Origin of the sequence: Cobetia sp. AM6 (genome assembly GCF_009617955.1) — a bacterium.
Lineage (GTDB): Bacteria > Pseudomonadota > Gammaproteobacteria > Pseudomonadales > Halomonadaceae > Cobetia > Cobetia amphilecti.
The window spans coordinates 1-17,861 of the sequence record NZ_AP021868.1 but is presented as its reverse complement, the minus strand read 5'-3'; the positions used below and the strand labels follow the sequence as shown (position 1 = coordinate 17,861).

14 protein-coding genes are annotated in these 17,861 nt (G+C 62.2%); 7 read left to right on the top strand and 7 right to left on the bottom strand.

The window, feature by feature from the left end; genetic code table 11:
* Positions 1-148 precede the first annotated feature (148 nt).
* Entirely contained in the window at positions 149-994 is an 846-nt protein-coding gene (locus CLAM6_RS00070; protein ID WP_153635003.1) for a glycosyltransferase family 2 protein, read from the top strand.
* Positions 995-996: 2 nt separating this feature from the next.
* Entirely contained in the window at positions 997-2,130 is a 1,134-nt protein-coding gene (locus tag CLAM6_RS00065) for a glycosyltransferase family 4 protein (protein ID WP_153635002.1), read from the top strand.
* 162 nt (positions 2,131-2,292) lie between these two features.
* Here the strand turns inward: CLAM6_RS00065 and CLAM6_RS00060 are convergent, their stop codons facing one another.
* The 3 genes from CLAM6_RS00060 to rfaD form a co-directional block, all read right to left on the bottom strand.
* Positions 2,293-3,204 carry a hypothetical protein gene (locus CLAM6_RS00060; RefSeq protein ID WP_153635001.1) on the bottom strand — a complete coding sequence of 304 codons (912 nt, stop codon included), beginning with the start codon at positions 3,202-3,204 and terminating at the stop codon, positions 2,293-2,295.
* The gene (gene waaF, locus CLAM6_RS00055; protein ID WP_043331640.1) at positions 3,201-4,220 is read right to left on the bottom strand and encodes a lipopolysaccharide heptosyltransferase II; all 1,020 of its coding nucleotides are present in this window, start codon (positions 4,218-4,220) and stop codon (positions 3,201-3,203) included. Before waaF ends, CLAM6_RS00060 begins: the two co-directional genes overlap by 4 nt.
* A gap of 132 nt (positions 4,221-4,352) precedes the next feature.
* The gene (rfaD, locus tag CLAM6_RS00050) at positions 4,353-5,309 is read right to left on the bottom strand and encodes an ADP-glyceromanno-heptose 6-epimerase (RefSeq protein ID WP_054556380.1); all 957 of its coding nucleotides are present in this window, start codon (positions 5,307-5,309) and stop codon (positions 4,353-4,355) included.
* A gap of 169 nt (positions 5,310-5,478) precedes the next feature.
* Between rfaD and glyQ the strand changes: the two genes are divergently transcribed.
* The 5 genes from glyQ (at position 5,479) to CLAM6_RS00025 (ending at position 11,266) form a co-directional block, all read left to right on the top strand.
* Positions 5,479-6,435 carry a glycine--tRNA ligase subunit alpha gene (glyQ, locus tag CLAM6_RS00045; RefSeq protein WP_107335756.1) on the top strand — a complete coding sequence of 319 codons (957 nt, stop codon included), beginning with the start codon at positions 5,479-5,481 and terminating at the stop codon, positions 6,433-6,435.
* A gap of 2 nt (positions 6,436-6,437) precedes the next feature.
* Entirely contained in the window at positions 6,438-8,507 is a 2,070-nt protein-coding gene (glyS, locus tag CLAM6_RS00040) for a glycine--tRNA ligase subunit beta (protein WP_153635000.1), read from the top strand.
* Between the two features lie 376 nt (positions 8,508-8,883).
* Positions 8,884-9,513: a D-glycero-beta-D-manno-heptose 1,7-bisphosphate 7-phosphatase gene (gmhB, locus tag CLAM6_RS00035; RefSeq protein ID WP_153634999.1), complete on the top strand. Its 630-nt coding sequence runs from the start codon at positions 8,884-8,886 to the stop codon at positions 9,511-9,513.
* A gap of 137 nt (positions 9,514-9,650) precedes the next feature.
* Positions 9,651-10,163: an S-ribosylhomocysteine lyase gene (luxS, locus tag CLAM6_RS00030; RefSeq protein ID WP_043331647.1), complete on the top strand. Its 513-nt coding sequence runs from the start codon at positions 9,651-9,653 to the stop codon at positions 10,161-10,163.
* A 155-nt stretch (positions 10,164-10,318) separates the two neighbouring features.
* The gene (locus tag CLAM6_RS00025) at positions 10,319-11,266 is read left to right on the top strand and encodes an alpha/beta hydrolase (RefSeq protein ID WP_153634998.1); all 948 of its coding nucleotides are present in this window, start codon (positions 10,319-10,321) and stop codon (positions 11,264-11,266) included.
* A gap of 159 nt (positions 11,267-11,425) precedes the next feature.
* Here the strand turns inward: CLAM6_RS00025 and gyrB are convergent, their stop codons facing one another.
* The 4 genes from gyrB to dnaA form a co-directional block, all read right to left on the bottom strand.
* Complete coding sequence (gene gyrB / locus CLAM6_RS00020; RefSeq protein ID WP_153634997.1) at positions 11,426-13,843, bottom strand: DNA topoisomerase (ATP-hydrolyzing) subunit B; 2,418 nt, start codon at positions 13,841-13,843, stop codon at positions 11,426-11,428.
* 19 nt (positions 13,844-13,862) lie between these two features.
* Positions 13,863-14,948: a DNA replication/repair protein RecF gene (gene recF / locus CLAM6_RS00015; protein ID WP_153636738.1), complete on the bottom strand. Its 1,086-nt coding sequence runs from the start codon at positions 14,946-14,948 to the stop codon at positions 13,863-13,865.
* A 176-nt stretch (positions 14,949-15,124) separates the two neighbouring features.
* The gene (gene dnaN, locus CLAM6_RS00010; RefSeq protein ID WP_043331653.1) at positions 15,125-16,228 is read right to left on the bottom strand and encodes a DNA polymerase III subunit beta; all 1,104 of its coding nucleotides are present in this window, start codon (positions 16,226-16,228) and stop codon (positions 15,125-15,127) included.
* A 145-nt stretch (positions 16,229-16,373) separates the two neighbouring features.
* Positions 16,374-17,861, bottom strand: a complete 1,488-nt coding sequence (dnaA, locus tag CLAM6_RS00005) for a chromosomal replication initiator protein DnaA (RefSeq protein ID WP_043331654.1) — start codon at positions 17,859-17,861, stop codon at positions 16,374-16,376.

The following is a 17,861-nucleotide window of genomic DNA, read 5'->3' as shown; positions in this document are numbered from 1 at the left end:
CCGCCCGGCAAGGCATCGGCGACCATGCAGTGTACGATAGCGACATGAATCGTCGGCAGACGCATCGCCCAGGCGAGCCTGCCACTGAGTCCCATCGGCGCCTGCCACACCCCGTCGTGCTGCAGGCGCCCTTATGACAGAGACCGTCATGAATACGAGCGACGAGGCCCCGGCCGCCCATTCTTCTGATGGCAAGCTACACACCGCCGTACCCATCACCGGCTGTGTCATCACCCTCAATGAAGCCCACAACATCGAGGACTGCCTGCGCTCGCTGGCCCAGGTCTGCGATGAGCTGATCGTGGTCGATTCCGGCTCCACCGATGCCACCTGCGAGCTGGCGCGCAACATGGGCGCCGTGGTGATCGATCAACCCTACCTGGGCGACGGGCCGCAGAAGAATGTCGGGCCGAGCCATGCCAGCCACCGCTGGGTGCTGTCTCTGGATGCCGATGAGCGCCTGACCGACGGTGCCGTCAGCGCCATCCGGGAACTGGCACTCGACAGCACGCCCCATGATGGCTTCGCGCTACGCCGTCGCAACTTCATCGGCTCGCGCTGGGTGAGGCATGCCGGCTGGTATCCCGATTACTGCCTGCGCCTGTATGACCGCGAGAAACTCGCCTTCCGCGATTCGCGTCAGCACAGCTCGGTGCAGGCCAACCATCCCTGCGAGCTGGACGCCGATCTCGAGCATTACAGCTTCGCCAATCTCGGTGAACTGTTCGTCAAGGCCAGTGGCCGTTTCTCGAACCGCGCCGCCAAGATCATGTATCAGAAGGGAAAACGCGCCAACGCCTTCACTCCCTTCCTGCATGCCAGCAATGCCTTCATGCGCAAGTTCGTCTTCCAGGCCGGCTTCCGCGATGGCGTCGATGGCTTCTCGGTGGCGCTGTCAGCCAGCGTCAATGCCTACCTGAAATACGCCAAGCTGCTGGAATTCCAGCGCGACGCCAAGGTGCGTGAGGCCGAAGATTTCAACAAGGTATGGTGACCATGACCTCTAGCTGTGAGCCGACTGCCGCGCGAGGTGTGACGCGCCCGCTTCACGTACGCCATGTCAATCTGGCACGCGGCTTTCGCGGCGGTGAGCGCCAGACGCTCAACCTGATCGCGGACCTGGCGCGACGCGCAAGTCCGGGGGAGAACGGCGAAGCCGGTGCGCCGATCCGCCAGTCACTGGTGTGCCTACGGGGCTCGCCCTTGATCAGCGAACTGGCGGCGCTTGAGCTTGCCGTCACGGTGGACGTGATCGAGATCAGCGGACGCTTCAAGGGCCATCTCGGCCAGCCCCGCGCCGATATCGTGCATGCTCACGAAGCCAAGGCCGTGCACTGGGCATGGCTGCATCAGCGCCTCACCGGCACGCCCTACCTGCTGACACGCCGGGTGCCCCAGCCGGTGAAGGACAAGCCGTTCAATCGCCTGACCTATCGCGCGGCCGCCTGCCGGGTGGCGATTTCGTCGGTGATCGAATCTCACCTGCGGGAGCGCCAATGGGGCGAGACGGCGTTGATTCCCAGCACCCTCGCCCATCTGCCCAGCGACAAGCAGGCCGTGGCCGAGCTACGCCAGCATTTCGGCAATACGCCCGCAGGGGATCGTGTTGTCATCGGGCATGTCGGCGCCCTGGTGGACCGCCACAAGGGCCAGCGAGTGCTGATCGAGGCGGCCCGCAGGCTGCGCGACAGCCACCCGCAGCTGCTGTTCGTCTGCCTGGGCGCTGGTGAGGACGAGGCGGCCTTCAAGGCGGAAAGTGGCGATCTCGACAATCTGGTCTGGGAAGGCTTCCACACCAATGTCGGCGACTATCTGGAAGCCTTCGATCTGTTCGCCTTTCCGTCACGCAACGAGGGTCTCGGCTCGATTCTGCTCGACGTGATGGATCACGGCGTACCGATCATCGCAAGCGATGTGGATGGCATCCCCGATATCGTGCATGACGACAGCACCGGCGTGCTGGTACCCACCGGCGATGCCCAGGCACTGGCTGCCGCCATCGTGGCACTCGTCGCTGATGCACCACGTCGGGAGCGGCTGGTCGCGGGGGCACGGAGGCATCTGGCACGCTTCACTCCCAGCGCCATGGGCGAGGCCTATCTGGGGCTTTATCAGCGGCTGGCACGCTAGACCACTTTTCATCTCAGACAGCTGGCCCACAAGCACCTATCGTCCAGGCACCTATCATCCAAGTACCTATCGCCCGGCTAGAGAATAAAAAAGCCCTGTTTCATGTGAAACATCACAATGAAACAGGGCTTTTTTCGTTTTTCCAAACAGCAGGTCAGCAACTCAGGCGCGCGAATCACCGTCCTCCAGGCCGCGCAGATCCGGCCAACCTTCATCCACACCCAATACGGGATATGTCTTGGGATCCAGCGGACCTGGTTCGCTTTCGGGTCGACACTCACGCAGCGCAGCCTGCAGCCGCTGCAGGGCCTCACCGCCTTCGGCACCAGCGGTCACTCTGTCCCAGAACTCACGATGTACCGCCTTGATGACGACGGGCACGCTGGGCACACCGACCTGTTGCGCCATGGCCAGACGATGCAGGCCACGGTTGATCTTGAGCAGGCGACCCTCACGCGTCACCGCGACACCCATCTCGTCCTTGGTGACCCCCTGACGAAAGCCATTGCTGGCCATGTCCTGCAGATAACCGCGATAACAGCGCAGATAGCCGAGAATCTGCTCCTCACTGTCCATCAACAGCCCATCACGCGGAGACGCCCACGGCTTGCCCGCCTCCAGCAAGGCCTTCAAGTGCTGATAGCGCTCCGTCACCGTCAGGTCATCGCCATGCTCGATCAGGTCCCGCATCAGACGCGAGCGTGAACCGAAACGGAAGGCACCGCGCCGCAGGTCCCAGTCGCCATCCCAGATGAAGGCGTTGGAGGAAGGCCGGTTGCGCTTGTCACGCCCGAAGTTGACGTCGCGCACCAGCTCACGCGGATTGACCCAGACCGTCAACGCCTCCTGCCCCATCACGTCTTCCAGCGCATGACGCGGCAGGCCACGGCGCTCAAGGGACTGATGGCGTGCACGCTGGCGCTTCCAGCGCATCAACCAGCAACGACTGAACGGCAGTATCAGGTGGTGCTCGCACCAGGCACGCAGCGCCTCGATCCGCTGAGCACGCTGCATGGCCCCGCGCATGCGCGGGTGGATCAGATCATCCGTCGTACGGTTTCTCGGCAGGTTCACCGCGCATCCTCATCCAGCGAGATCGCCGTCAACAGTCGCTCGGGAGCAATATGGTTCAGGCAATTGGTATGCCCCAGCGGGCAGACGCGCTTGAAGCAGGGTGAACACTCCAGCGCCAGCCAGTGGATCTCGCGATTGGCCGTCAGCGGCGGCGTGTAATGCGGCGACGAGGAACCGTAGATACCCTGGATACGGGCCCCTACCGCGGCCGCGACATGCATCAGGCCGGAGTCATTGCTGACCACTTCCCGACACTCGGCGATCAGGTCCACCGCATCCGCCAGCCGCGTCTTGCCACACAGGTTGTGAACGCCCGCAAGCCCCTGGGCGATCTCCTCTCCCGCCGCGACATCCTTGGGGCCACCGAAGATGCGCACCTCGGCCCCCTGGCGAGTCAATGACTCGGCAAGCGCGCGAAAGTGCGCCAGCGGCCACTGCTTGGCCGGGCCATATTCCGCCCCGGGCATCATGCCGATGATGGGTGCCGGCGGCGCCACCAGTCCCAACTCGCCGCGCAAGCGCAGCTGATTGGCGCTGTCAGTGACCAGAGCGGGCTCCGGGATGCCCGCCGGCGGATTGGCCTCCTCAACGGGCAGGCCCAGCGACGTGAAGCGCTTGACGGTCTGATCGAGCACCGACTTGTCGAGCTTGCGGCACTCGGTGAGCAGGCCGTAGCGCTGCTCACCGGTGAAGCCGACGCGCACCGGAATGCGCGCGAAGAACGGCACCAGCGCTGCCTTCCACGAGCGCGGCAACACGATGGCGCGGTCGAAGCGCCCACGCAGCGAACGCCCGAGCTGCCAGCGCGCCTTAAGGGCGAAGTCACCATGCCCCGCCGGCAACGCCAGTGCCTCCTCGACCTCGGGCATGCGCTCGATGATCGGCTGCGACCAGGCGGGCGCCAGCACACTGATCCGGCAGCCGGGCGAGCGCTGCTTCAGCGTCATGAACAGGCTCTGCGCCATCACCATGTCGCCGACCCAGCTGGGCCCGACCACCAGAATGCGCTCACTCATGCCTTGCTCCTCTTCACGGCCAATCCTCCTTGCGGGTGCGCTTGCCCTGCCCCATCGCCCTTGCGAGGCAGGCGCTCACCCTCAATCCACACACGCTCAGTCCGCACGCGCTCAGTCCACACGTGCTCGGACTCAGCGATTCAGCCATTCGAGATAGGCGCGCGTGCCCTGGGCAACGGTCTTGAATTCGACGTTGCAGCCGGCCTTGCGCAGCTTGCCGATATCGGCACGCGTGAAGCTCTGGTAGCGACCCTTGAGGTTTTCCGGGAAGTCGATGTACTCGATCTCGCCCTTCTCGTAGTACTCGATGACGGTCTCGGCGATCGCCTTGAACGGCTCGGCGCGACCGGTACCCAGATTGAAGATGCCGGAGGCTTCCGGGTGATCGAGGAACCACAGGTTCACGTCGACCACATCACCGACATAGACGAAGTCACGGCTCTGCATGCCGGCATCGTAGCCATCGTAGGCGCCGAACAGCTTGGGGTTCTCGCCCGCCTTCACCTGGGTGTGATGGTGATAGGCTACGCTGGCCATCTTGCCCTTGTGCTGCTCACGCGGGCCGTAGACATTGAAATAGCGGAAGCCGACGACCTGGGTGGTCAGGCTGTCCCAGCGCTGGCGCACGTGCTGATCGAACAGCAGCTTGGAGTAGCCGTAGACGTTGAGCGGACCTTCGAACTCCGGCGTTTCCTTGAAGACCTGGCTGTCGCCGTAGGTCGCCGCGGAGCTCGCGTAGAGGAAGGGAATCTGGTTCGCTTCGCAGAAGTTGAGCAGCACCTTGGAGTACTCGAAGTTGTTCTCGAGCATGAACTGGCCGTCCCACTCGGTGGTGTCCGAGCAGGCGCCTTCGTGGAAGATCGCCTCGATCTTCGGCAACTCGGCATACTCGCCCATCAGGCTCGACTGGACGCGAATCAGGAAGTCGTCCTTGTCGAGGTAATCGGCGATGGTCAGGTCCGCCAGATTGACGAACTTGGTGCCGTCACTCAGGTCATCCACCACCAGGATATCGGTACGGCCGCGGTCATTGAGTGCCTTGACGATATTGGCACCGATGAAGCCGGCGCCTCCGGTAACGACGATCATTTGAGCTCCCAGAGCCTCTAGAGGCTTGTAGGCAACGCGCGCGTTCAGTAACGCGACACATCAGAATTTGGAAATGGCACGCACTCGGTTTCGTCTGCGGCCTATAACCCGATAAGCGGGGATTGTATACTCGGCAGTTCTCGAATTCATGGGCCAACGGGCTTCACCAATGACACAGCCAGACGTGAAAACCTTCCAGGGCCTGATTCTGGCCCTGCAGCAATACTGGGCCGAACAGGGTTGCATCATCCTGCAACCATTGGATATGGAGGTTGGCGCGGGGACTTTCCACCCGGCGACCTTCCTGCGCTCCATCGGTCCTGAAACCTGGAACGCTGCCTACGTGCAGCCTTCCCGCCGTCCCACCGACGGCCGCTACGGCGAAAACCCCAATCGCCTGCAGCACTATTATCAGTTCCAGGTGGTGATGAAGCCGTCACCGGCCAACCTGCAGGAGCTCTATCTGGGCTCGCTGGAGCGTCTGGGCATCGACCCGCTGGTCCACGACATCCGTTTCGTCGAGGACAACTGGGAATCTCCGACGCTGGGCGCCTGGGGCCTCGGCTGGGAAATGTGGCTCAACGGCATGGAAGTGACCCAGTTCACCTACTTCCAGCAGGCAGGCGGCATCGAATGCTTCCCGGTCACCGGCGAGCTGACCTACGGCCTCGAGCGCATCGCGATGTACCTGCAGGACGTGGACAGCGTCTACGACCTGATCTGGACCACCGCGCCGGACGGCTCCGTCGTGACCTATGGCGACGTCTTCCTGCAGAACGAGAAGGAGCAATCGGCCTACAACTTCGAGCACGCTGCCGTGCCGGAGCTGTTCGCTGCCTTCGATCACTGCGAGAGCGAGTGCCAGAAGCTGCTGACCGCCAACCTGCCGCTGCCGGCCTACGAGCAGGTACTGAAGGCATCACATACCTTCAACCTGCTGGATGCGCGTCACGCCATCTCCGTCACCGAGCGTCAGCGCTACATCCTGCGCGTGCGCACTCTCGCCCGTGATGTGGCCCACGCCTATTACGATTCGCGCAAGGCCGCCGGCTTCCCGCTGGCCCCGCAAGCGCTGCGTGATGAGCTGCTCGCCGCCGATGACACCACTACCGAGGGAGACGCGTAAGCATGGCCTCCGTGAATACCCTGCTGATCGAACTGGGCTGCGAAGAACTGCCGCCGGGCGCCATCGACGCACTCGCTGACAGCCTCGCCAACGGCCTCGCCGATGGCCTGCGCGACGCCGAAGTCGCCTTCGGTCAGGTACGTGCCTACGCCACACCGCGTCGTCTGGCGGTGATGATCGAATCCCTGGCCGAGCGCCAGCCGGATCGCGAGATCGAGAAGCGCGGGCCGGCCAAGGCCGCCGCCTTCAAGGATGGCGAACCGACCCGTGCGGTGCAGGGCTTCGCCCGCTCCTGCGGTGTCGAAGTCAGTGATCTGATCGAGCTGGAAACCGACAAGGGCACCTGGCTCGGCTATCGTCACACCCAGCCGGGCGAGCATCTCTCCGCCCTGCTGCCGGCCATGCTGGAGCAGGTCGTGGCTCGCCTGCCGGTGCCGAAGAACATGCGCTGGGGTGCCTCACGCATCGAGTTCTCGCGTCCGGTGCATTGGCTGGTCGCGCTCTACGGCAGCGAAGTGATCGAGGCCAGCGTGCTCGGCCTCGACTCCGGTCGCACCACCTTCGGCCACCGCTTCCATGCGCCGCAGGCCATCACGCTGGCGCACGCCGAGGACTATCTCGACGCGCTGGAAGATGCCCGCGTGCTGGCCAACCGTGAGGTGCGCCGTGAGCGTATCCGCGAACAGGTCCAGGCCGAGGCGGAAGTCTATGGTGCCAACGCCGTCATCGAGGAAGCCCTGCTCAACGAGGTCAACGGCCTCGTGGAATGGCCGGTGGCACTGACAGGCACCTTCGACGAGCGCTTCCTGGAAGTGCCGGCGGAGTGTCTGATCTCCTCCATGAAGGCCAACCAGAAGTACTTCCACCTGCTGGACAACGACGGCAAGCTCAAGCCGGCCTTCATCACCGTCTCCAATATCGAGAGCAAGGACCCACAACAGGTCATCTCCGGTAACGAGAAGGTGATTCGTCCGCGTCTGGGCGATGCCGCCTTCTTCTACGAGACCGACCTGCGCAGCACGCTGGAATCGCGTCGCGAGAAGCTCGAGAGCGTCGTCTTCCAGCAGAAGCTGGGCAGCATGGCCGAGAAGGCCCGTCGCAGCGAAGCCGTGGCACGCCACATCGCGGAACGCATCGGTGCCGATGTCGACCACGCCGCACGTGCCGCACAGCTGGCCAAGACCGACCTGGTCACCGAGATGGTGCTGGAATTCCCGGAACTGCAGGGCATCATGGGCCACTACTACGCCCGTCACGATGGCGAAGATGCCACCGTCGCTCTCGCGCTGGAAGAACAGTATCTGCCGCGCTTCGCCGGCGATGCGATCCCCACGACCAAGGCCGGCATGGCGATTGCCCTGGCCGACCGTCTCGACACCCTGACCGGCATCTTCGGCATCGGTCAGCGTCCGACCGGCGCCAAGGACCCGTTCGCACTGCGTCGCGCCACCATCGGGGTGCTCAACATCCTGATCAAGGGTGAGCTGGACCTCGACCTGCGCGAGCTGCTGACCGTCAGCGCCAAGCAGCATCGTGATCTGCCCAAGGCCGAAGGACTGGTCGAGGACGTGCTCGAGTACATGCTCGATCGCTTCCGCGCCTGGGCCAGCGATGAAGGCATGGGTGCCGAACTGTACCTGGCCGTGCGTACCCTGAAGATCAGCAATCCGCTGGACTTCGCGCGTCGTCTGCGTGCCGTGCACGCCTTCGGCGAACGCCCGGAGGCCGCTGCTCTGGCTGCAGCCAACAAGCGCGTCTCCAACATCCTCGCCAAGGCCGAGCACGATGGTCGCACCGAGGTGGATGCGAGCCTGTTGAGCGAGCCGGCCGAGCAGGCACTGGCAGAGGCCCTGACGGCACGTGGCGCGGAAGTGGCACCGCTGTTCGCCGCGGCGCGCTACCAGGAGGCCCTCGATGCACTGGCCAGCCTGCGCGAGCCGGTCGATGCCTTCTTCGATCAGGTGATGGTCAACGCCGACGATGCCGCCGTGCGCGCCAATCGTCTGGCGATGCTGGCCAGTCTGCAAGGCCTGTTCATGGGTGTGGCCGACATCAGTCTGCTGACCCAATAAGAACTGCCGATCCACGCTGTCCCTGACATCGGTAACGCGCAGTCTCTGCAAAAGAACCCCGCCACGGCGGGGTTCTTTTGCATCCGGGGTCCCGAAATGCCGTGTTGCGTGACAGGATTTCACGCAACACGGCAGCGATGTCACAATTTCTGCCTTGATCCCCTACCTAGGTCGCACTAGTATTCCAGTATAGAAACAGTGTTCGAAAAGCGCGGCAGCCTGTCGCACCACGCACTTCGACCACTCGGCGCCATTTGCCCATCCCCACGTGCGAGCGTCATCTTGTGACTCGGCTCACAATTTTCCAGGCAAAGCGGCGACCCCTGACAAGCAGCCCGGCTGACGCCCCTGACTGCCCTGAAGTGAAGAGTTGACCATGCAAAAACTGATCGTGCTCGACCGTGATGGTGTCATCAATGAAGACTCCGATGCCTTCGTCAAGAACGCCGAGGAGTGGATCGAATACCCCACTTCCATCCAGGCCATTGCCCGTCTGACCCGCGCTGGCTATACCGTGGCCGTGGCGACCAATCAGTCCGGAATCGCCCGTGGCCATTTCGGCCACCGCGAACTCGACCAGATGCACACCAAGATGATGCAGCTGGTGAAGGAAGCCGGTGGCGATATCGCTCACATTGCCTACTGCCCGCATGGCCCGGACGACGGCTGCGATTGCCGCAAGCCGGAACCCGGTCTGCTCCACCAGATCCAGGATGCCCTGCAGATTCCCGACTTCGAAGGTGCCTGGATGCTGGGCGACAGCCTGCGTGACCTCATCGCGGGCCAGAAGGCCGGCTGTCGCGCCGCGCTGGTGATGACCGGCAAGGGCCAGAAGACGCTGGCAGATGGCGAGGGGCTCAAGGACGTGCTGGTAGTGGCCAACCTGGCCGACTTCACCAACCGCCTGCTCGATGGTGAGCTCAATCACCCCATGTCGGATGGTGAGCCGGGAAAGTCCCAGCGCCGCTGCGTCAGCTGTGAAGCCGCTGCCGAAAGCTATCTGTGAGGCGCGCCGGCCCTGCGATAACCCTGCGCACGGCGCGCTTGCCTCTCTAATCAGTAGCGGCGATATGCTACCCTTCAGACATGAATCCGGGCGGGCGACTGCCTGCCTGTCTCACTTCCTCATGCTGGAGGCTTCACATGCCACTGCTGGATAGCTTCACTGTCGATCACACCATCATGAAGGCGCCTGCCGTGCGCGTGGCCAAGAAGATGGGCACCCCGAAAGGCGACAACATCACCGTCTTCGACCTGCGCTTCTGCGTGCCGAATGAAGAGATTCTCTCCGAGAAAGGCATTCACACCCTCGAGCACCTGTTCGCCGGCTTCATGCGCGAGCACCTCAACGGTGATGACGTCGAGATCATCGATATCTCACCGATGGGTTGCCGTACCGGTTTCTACATGAGCCTGATCGGTGAACCGGAAGAAGCTCGCGTGGCCGCTGCCTGGTCTGCTGCCATGCAGGACGTGCTCAACGTGGCGCGTCAGGAGGAGATTCCGGAGCTCAACGTCTATCAGTGCGGCACCGCACAGATGCACTCTCTGGAAGAAGCCAAGCAGATCGCCAGCAACATCCTGTCCCGCGATATCGGCGTCAACCGCAATGACGAGCTGAAGCTGGATGAAGGCTTCCTCAATCAGGCGCACTAAGCCTTGAGGCAGCAAGCCTTGAGACATCGAGCCTTGAGGCACGGGGCTTGATCAGCCTGTCGAGTGCGCCGAGCACTTGAACGAAAAAGCCCGCTATCTGACCGGATCAGATAGCGGGCTTTTTTCATGACGTGACATCCGAGCGAGTGTAGCCAATGCCAGATTCCAGCAGCCATGCCTTTGATTTCACAACCTTCCTGGCAGACAAGGAAGCGTGGTCAGCGCCGAATGAACTCGTCCCCTACCGCTGCCGCGATGACAGCAGCCTGGGCTGTCGCCATTATCCCGCAGCAGGCATGTCAGGGAGCCGCTCACACCTAATCCTGCTGCATGGCTCCAGCGCTGACAGCCGTTATCTCGCATCGCTGGCAACGCGCCTGGCTGAGGCTGGTCATCATGTGCATACGCCGGACTTGCGCGGCCACGGCCCAGCCCCGCAGCGACGTGGCGACATCGACCACCTGCTCCAGCTCGAGGAAGACCTCGAGGACCTGATCCTGTCGCTCGAGCTACCAGCCGATGCCAGAGTCATTGTCGCTGGCCACTCTGCCGGAGGCGGCCTGGCACTGCGCTTCTCGGCCGCTGCCTGTCAGCGCCAGCGTGCCGATATTCCGCTCCACGGCGTGATATTGCTGGCGCCGTACCTGCATCATCTCGCGCCCAACATGCGCCGTGATTCACGCTGGGCACAGCCACGCATCGCGCGAATGCTGGCCTGCGCGCTGCTGAATCGGCTCGGCATCCATCGCCTGGATCATATTGAGGTCCTTGGCTTCAATATCCCGCCAGAGTACCGCGATGCACATACCACCGACGCCTACTCGTGGCGCTTGATGACGGGCCTCAATCCTCGCGACTATCAAAGTGACCTCAAGGCGCTCGCCCATCATCAGCTGCCAGTGCTGGCGCTGATCGGCGAGCATGACGAGGCGTTTCATGCCGAGCGACTTGCTCAATGTCTGCAACCCCACCACCCCGCGGCGCAGGTGGAAGTCCTCGAGACAATTGATCACCTGGGGCTTGCGACGTCCTCCATCACGGCAGAGCGAATCACCGCCTGGCTGACCAAGCAACGCACCGATCAGGGCGGCACGCCCGGCTGAGACGACACCCTCAGCCGTGACCGAGCCCTACTCCTCGCTGTTATCCTTGCCCCTGATTGCGGCAACACGCACATGCAAAAACGGCCCCTGATCGAAGATCAGGGGCCGTTTTTCTAGCCCGGCTTGGCAAGACATCTGCCAAGCGCTAGCTCAACGCCATCAGACGTCGAGGTTGGCCACCAGCGCGAAGCGCTCGATGAAGTCACGGCGCGGTTCGACTTCATCACCCATCAAGGTGTTGAACATCTGATCGGCACCGATCGCATCCTCGACGGTCACACGCAGCATGCGACGGGACTCCGGATCCATGGTGGTTTCCCACAACTGATCCGGGTTCATCTCGCCCAGCCCCTTGTAGCGCTGGATGCTGAAGCCACGTGCCGCTTCCTTCATCAGCCAGTCGAGGGCTTCGTAGAAGGTGACGACTTCCTTCTTGCGCTCACCGCGCGAGACGTAGCTGCCAGCTTCCAGCAGGCCTTCCAGCATGTTGCCCAGCTCACTCATCTCGCGGTAGTCGGCGGACTTGAAGAAGTCGACATCCCACAGGTAATCGCTGCTGACACCATGTGCCGTCAGCGTCACCGCCGGCAGATAGAGATTGCGCTCGCCGTCGTGGCTGAGAGTGAAGCTGTAGTGCGGGCCGCCCTCATAGGCAATCAGGTCATCCATTTCCTTCTGGAGACCGTCGATCCAGCCTTGCACCTGAGACTGGTCCGCGAGAGCGGCCTCATCCAGATGCGGAGCGTGCACGATCTTGCGCAGCACGGCAGACGGATAGACGCGCGCCAGACGATCGATGCGCTTCATCACGCCACGATACTGGTTGACCAGCGCTTCCAGCTGAGCGCCGGCGATACCCGGGGCATCAGCGTTGACGTGCAGCTTGCCGCCGTCAAGCGCCGTGGCGGTCAGATAGTCCTGCAGCGCCTGCTCGTCCTTCAGATACTGCTCATGCTTGCCACGCTTGATCTTGTAGAGCGGCGGCTGGGCAATGAAGATATGACCGCGCTCGATCAGCTCCGGCATCTGACGGAAGAAGAAGGTCAGCAGCAGCGTACGGATGTGCGAACCATCGACGTCGGCATCCGTCATGATGATGACGGAGTGATAGCGCAGCTTGTCGGGGTTGAACTCTTCACGACCGATACCGCAACCCAGCGCGGTGATCAGCGTGCCAACCTCGGCAGACGACAGCATCTTGTCGAAGCGCGCCTTCTCGACGTTGAGGATCTTGCCCTTCAGCGGCAGGATCGCCTGGGTACGACGATCACGCCCCTGCTTGGCGGAGCCACCAGCGGAATCACCCTCGACCAGGTACAGTTCAGAGAGACTCGGGTCCTTCTCCTGACAGTCAGCCAGCTTGCCCGGCAGACCTGCGATATCCAGGGCGCCCTTGCGACGCGTCATATCACGCGCCTTGCGTGCGGCTTCACGCGCCCGCGCCGCATCCAGCATCTTGTTGACGATGCCCTTGGCTTCGTTGGGCTTCTCGATCAGATACTCGGAGAACAGACGGCCCATTTCCTGCTCGACGGCTGTCTTGACCTCGGACGATACCAGCTTGTCCTTGGTCTGCGAGGAGAACTTCGGGTCCGGTACCTTGACCGAGATGATCGCGGTCAGACCTTCACGGGCATCATCCCCGGTCGTACCGACCTTGGATTTCTTGAGCAGACCTTCCGCCTCAATATAGCTATTGAGCGTACGCGTCAGTGCCGCACGGAAGCCGGCCAGGTGAGTCCCGCCATCGCGCTGAGGAATATTGTTGGTGTAGCAGAAGATATTCTCGGCGAAGCCTTCATTCCACTGCATCGCCACTTCGACGGCAATGCCATCCTCGCGCTCCATCTCGAAATGAAACACCGGATTCAAGGGCGCCTTGTTGGTGTTGATATGGTCAACAAACGCCTTGAGGCCACCTTCGTAATGGAACAGCTCTTCCTTGCCGCTGCGCTCGTCAATCAGACGGATGGCGACACCGGAGTTCAGGAAGGACAGCTCGCGCAGACGCTTGGCCAGAATCTCGTAGTGGAATTCGATATTGGCAAAGGTCAGCGGGGAAGGCTTGAAGCGCACCAGGGTACCGGTCTTCTCGGTCTGGCCCACGATGCCCAGCGGCGACTGCGGCTCGCCATGGCGATAGATCTGCTCGTGGACATTGCCCTGACGCCAGATGGTCAGTTTGAGCTCTTCGGATAGCGCGTTGACGACCGAGACACCCACACCGTGCAGACCGCCGGAGACCTTGTAGGAGTTGTCATCGAACTTACCGCCTGCGTGCAGCACGGTCATGATGACTTCCGCTGCGCTGACGCCTTCCTCTTCATGGATCTCGGTCGGCACACCACGACCGTTGTCGCTGACGGAAACTGACTCGTCGGCATGGATAACGACCCGGACTTCGCTACAGTGACCGGCCAGCGCCTCGTCGATGGAGTTATCCACCAGCTCGAACACCATATGATGCAGCCCCGTGCCGTCATCGGTATCACCGATATACATGCCGGGGCGCTTGCGTACGGCATCCAGGCCCTTGAGGACCTTGATGCTTGATGAGTCGTAAGCCTGTTCGCTCATTGGCTTCTCCGTCGTGAAATCATTCCGTGTGCAGTCGCCCGTGTTCCACGTGAAACATCCTGACATCAGTGTTCGGCAACCATACCCGATCCAATGTTTCGGGTTCGACGCAGGTCACGAAGACCTGGCACTCGAGGCCTGCCAACAGCTGGCAGAACAGACGGCGATGCTCGCCATCCAGTTCCGCCGGCAGATCGTCGATCAGGTAGACACAGGTACGTCCGTTCATTTCTTCGAGCAAGCGACCCTGAGCCAGCTTGAGAGCGCTGACCACCAGCTTCTGCTGGCCGCGAGACAACACCTCGACTGCAGGGCGTCGCCCCAGGCGAATACGCAAGTCGGCGCGTTGTGGGCCAGTCTGGGTAAAGCCCATATGGCTATCACTGTCGCGCCCTGCTGCCAGCACGTCGCCCAGAGGGCGCTTGGCATCCCAACCGCGCTGATAGCGCAGAGTCAGCTCGGGTAAATCAATCAGCTCGGCAAGCGTGGCTTGAAACAGAGGCGCCAGCGCCTGCATATATTCCATGCGCAGGGCATCAAGACGCTCGCTCCAGTGAGCAAACTCTCGATCCCAGACGTTAAGTGCCTGAACGTCCATCTTACCATGCCTGAGCAGTGCGTTCCGATGTTTGAGCGCCCGACGCACACGGCGCCAGACGTCGAAGAAGTCGTGTTTCACGTGAAACACACCCCAATCGAGGAACTCACGTCGGGCAGAGGGCGACCCCTCCAGCAACCGGAAGGCATCCGGATTGATCAGCTGCAACGGCAAGGCCTGAGCCAGCTGGGCGACTCGCTCTACCTTCTCGCCATCCAGCCGCATCTCCAGCCCATCTGCAGCCTGATCACGCCTTACCCCCAGGGGGCGCGGTGGATCGCCTGCCAAGCGGCCAAACAGCGTCATTCCCGCCGTGTCATGCGCAATGGCATGCTTGAGCTTGTGCGTGCGGAAAGAGCGCGCCAGCCCCAGCACATGGATACCTTCCAGCAGGCTCGACTTGCCACTGCCATTGGCACCACTGACCAGATTCACCCCTTTTCCCGGCGCCATATCGACTGTCGCCAGGTTGCGCAGATTCTGGAATTGAAGTCGTTCAAGCGCCATGACGGCCTCATTCGATAGAGAAATAGAGCCATGGCCGCCTTCGGGGCTCAAATACGACAACACCCGCCATTCAGGAGTGAAAATGGCGGGTGTTGTCGAGGCTCATTCTGCGATTGCGCGCGTCAATCGCGCCACAATTACGATTCAAGGTACTGATTTAAATAGCAATTACGATATTACAGACGCATCGGCATCACTACGTAACGCGCATCGCCACCACCCGGCTCTTCCAACAGCGCCGAGCTGTTGGCATCGGAAAGCGTCAGCTGTACGCGATCGGCATCCAGCACTCCCAGCACATCGATCAGGTAACCGACATTGAAGCCGATCTCGAGGCCAGCCCCTTGATAATCAAGGGCAATATTCTCTTCAGCCTCTTCCTGCTCGGGGTTGTTGGCCAGCACACGCAGGTTGCCGGCCTCCAGATAGAGGCGCACGCCACGGTACTTCTCGTTGGAGAGGATCGCGGTGCGCGACAGTACCTGACGCAGCTCGGCACGCTCGGCCACGATGACCTTGTCACCGCCACGCGGGACAACGCGCTCGTAATCCGGGAACTTGCCGTCCACCAGCTTGGAGGTGAAGGTGAAGTCGCCGGTCTGGGCACGCACGTGCGTCCCGCTGACCGTCAATGTCATCAGCTCGTTGCTGCCGTCGAGCAGGCGCGTCAGCTCAAGGATACCCTTGCGCGGAATGATCAGCTTCTGCGCTTCCGGCACGCTGATGTCAGCGGCCTGCTCGCAGACGGCCAGGCGGTGACCATCGGTCGCCACGGTACGCACCAGGTTGCTGGTCAGTTCCAGCAGCATGCCGTTGAGGTAATACCGGACATCCTGTTGCGCCATCGCGAAGGAGGTCGCGTCGATCAGATGCTTGAGGGTGCCGCGCGGCAGGCTGACGGTGATATCGCCCTGACCATCATCGATGTTCGGGAACTCGGCCACCGGCAAGGTCGACAGGGTGAAGCGTGAACGGCCGCTGCGCAGAATGGCACGCCCTTCTTCCAGCGCGAGAATGATCTCGCTGCCTTCGGGCAGTGACTTGCAGATATCCATCAGCTTGCGCGCCGGCACCGTCGCGGAACCCGGCTCATCGACACGGCTGGGCTCGACGCGCCCGATCAGCTCGACCTCAAGGTCAGTCCCGGTCAGCGACAGCTGCTGATCGGACACTTCAAGCAGCACATTGGACAGCACCGGCAGTGTCTGACGACGCTCGACGACACCCGCCACCAGGGACAGCGGGCGCAGCAGGGCTTCACGCGAAATGGCAAATTTCATGGAGACTCCACTCTCTGGAAACGGGGCAATGCTCGCTGACAGGCAGCGCGCACGCAAAAGAAATTCGGGGCCGCGACAGGCAAGCCCGGAGCACAGCAGGCCGATAGCGTGATTGTCGCCAACCCGACCTGCCGCTGCAATTCGATCAGCTGGTCAACAGACGCAGCAGATTCTTGTAGTCCTCGCGGATATCGGCGTTCTCTTCACGCAGCGAGGCCACCTTGCGACAGGCATGCAGCACCGTGGTGTGGTCTCGCCCACCGAAGGCATCGCCGATTTCCGGCAGGCTGTGGTTGGTCAGCTCCTTGGCGAGCGCCATCGCGACCTGACGCGGACGGGCGACGGAGCGCGAGCGGCGCTTGGAGTGAAGATCGGAAATCTTGATCTTGTAGTACTCGGCCACGGTGCGCTGGATATTGTCCACACCCACCTGCTTGTCCTGCAGTGCCAGCAGGTCCTTCAGGGATTCACGGATGAAGTCCTGATTGATCGCGCGCCCCATGAAGTGGGAGTCGGCGATGACCTTCTTCAAGGCACCCTCGAGCTCGCGCACGTTGGAGCGGATCTTCTGCGCGATGAAGAAGGCGGCATCGTGAGGCAGATCGACCTTGGCCTGATCGGCCTTCTTCATCAGGATCGCGACGCGCGTCTCGAGCTCCGGCGGCTCGATGGCGACGGTCAGCCCCCAGCCGAAGCGTGACTTGAGACGCTCCTCGACCCCATTGATCTCCTTCGGATAGCGGTCCGAGGTCAGGATCATCTGCTGACCACCCTCGAGCAACGCATTGAAGGTGTGGAAGAACTCCTCCTGGGAACGCTCCTTGCCAGCGAAGAACTGGATGTCATCGATCAGCAGCGCATCCACCGAACGGTAGAAACGCTTGAAGTCATTGATGGCATTGAGCTGCAGCGCCTTGACCATGTCCGCCACGAAGCGCTCGGAATGCAGGTAGACCACCTTGGCATTCTCGCCGCCCTGCTTGGCCAGATGATTGCCCACCGCGTGCATCAGGTGGGTCTTGCCCAGACCCACGCCGCCATACAGGAACAGCGGGTTGTAGGCGCCGCCGGGATTCTCGGAGACCTGACGCGAGGCCGCGCGGGCCAGCTGGTTGGACTTGCCTTCGACAAAGGTTTCGAAGGTGAAGTTCGGATTCAGGCCACTGGAATGCTTGAGGCTACCTTCTACCTGCACCTGGCGCGTGTTGCGACGCGGTGCCTGTTCCCGGGCGCCATCGCCGGCCATCTCACGCTCTTCCGCGAAATTGCCCCGCGGCGGCGTATGCACGGAAGGGGCACGCGGGCTCGGCATCTGGCCCGGCGCTTGCGCCTGGGCAGATACCGGCGACGCAGCCGCGCCTTCCGGACGCGGGTTCGAGACGGTCCGGCGGCTACCGACGCTCAGCTCGACCTTGGGCGGCTTGCCCGGTGCCAGCTCACGCAGCAGCTCGTGAATTCGTTTGAGGTACTTGTCATTGACCCAATCACGCACGAAGCGGTTGGGGGCGAGCAGGCACAGCTCTCCGCTGTCGCCTTCCTCAGCCTGCAGGGGACGAACCCAGGTATTGAACTGCTGTGAATTCAGCTCGTCTTGCAGGGCGTCAAGACATTGTTGCCAAAGTGCGAGCGACAC

Excerpts from the sequence above, each read along its gene's own strand:
- CLAM6_RS00070 (WP_153635003.1), top strand. The coding sequence starts at position 149 with ATGAATACGAGCGACGAGGCCCCGGCCGCCCATTCTTCTGATGGCAAG.
- CLAM6_RS00065 (WP_153635002.1), top strand. The coding sequence starts at position 997 with ATGACCTCTAGCTGTGAGCCGACTGCCGCGCGAGGTGTGACGCGCCCG.
- waaF (WP_043331640.1), bottom strand. The coding sequence starts at position 4,220 with ATGAGTGAGCGCATTCTGGTGGTCGGGCCCAGCTGGGTCGGCGACATG.
- rfaD (WP_054556380.1), bottom strand. The coding sequence starts at position 5,309 with ATGATCGTCGTTACCGGAGGCGCCGGCTTCATCGGTGCCAATATCGTC.
- glyQ (WP_107335756.1), top strand. The coding sequence starts at position 5,479 with ATGACACAGCCAGACGTGAAAACCTTCCAGGGCCTGATTCTGGCCCTG.
- glyS (WP_153635000.1), top strand. The coding sequence starts at position 6,438 with ATGGCCTCCGTGAATACCCTGCTGATCGAACTGGGCTGCGAAGAACTG.
- gmhB (WP_153634999.1), top strand. The coding sequence starts at position 8,884 with ATGCAAAAACTGATCGTGCTCGACCGTGATGGTGTCATCAATGAAGAC.
- luxS (WP_043331647.1), top strand. The coding sequence starts at position 9,651 with ATGCCACTGCTGGATAGCTTCACTGTCGATCACACCATCATGAAGGCG.
- CLAM6_RS00025 (WP_153634998.1), top strand. The coding sequence starts at position 10,319 with ATGCCAGATTCCAGCAGCCATGCCTTTGATTTCACAACCTTCCTGGCA.
- gyrB (WP_153634997.1), bottom strand. The coding sequence starts at position 13,843 with ATGAGCGAACAGGCTTACGACTCATCAAGCATCAAGGTCCTCAAGGGC.
- recF (WP_153636738.1), bottom strand. The coding sequence starts at position 14,948 with ATGGCGCTTGAACGACTTCAATTCCAGAATCTGCGCAACCTGGCGACA.
- dnaN (WP_043331653.1), bottom strand. The coding sequence starts at position 16,228 with ATGAAATTTGCCATTTCGCGTGAAGCCCTGCTGCGCCCGCTGTCCCTG.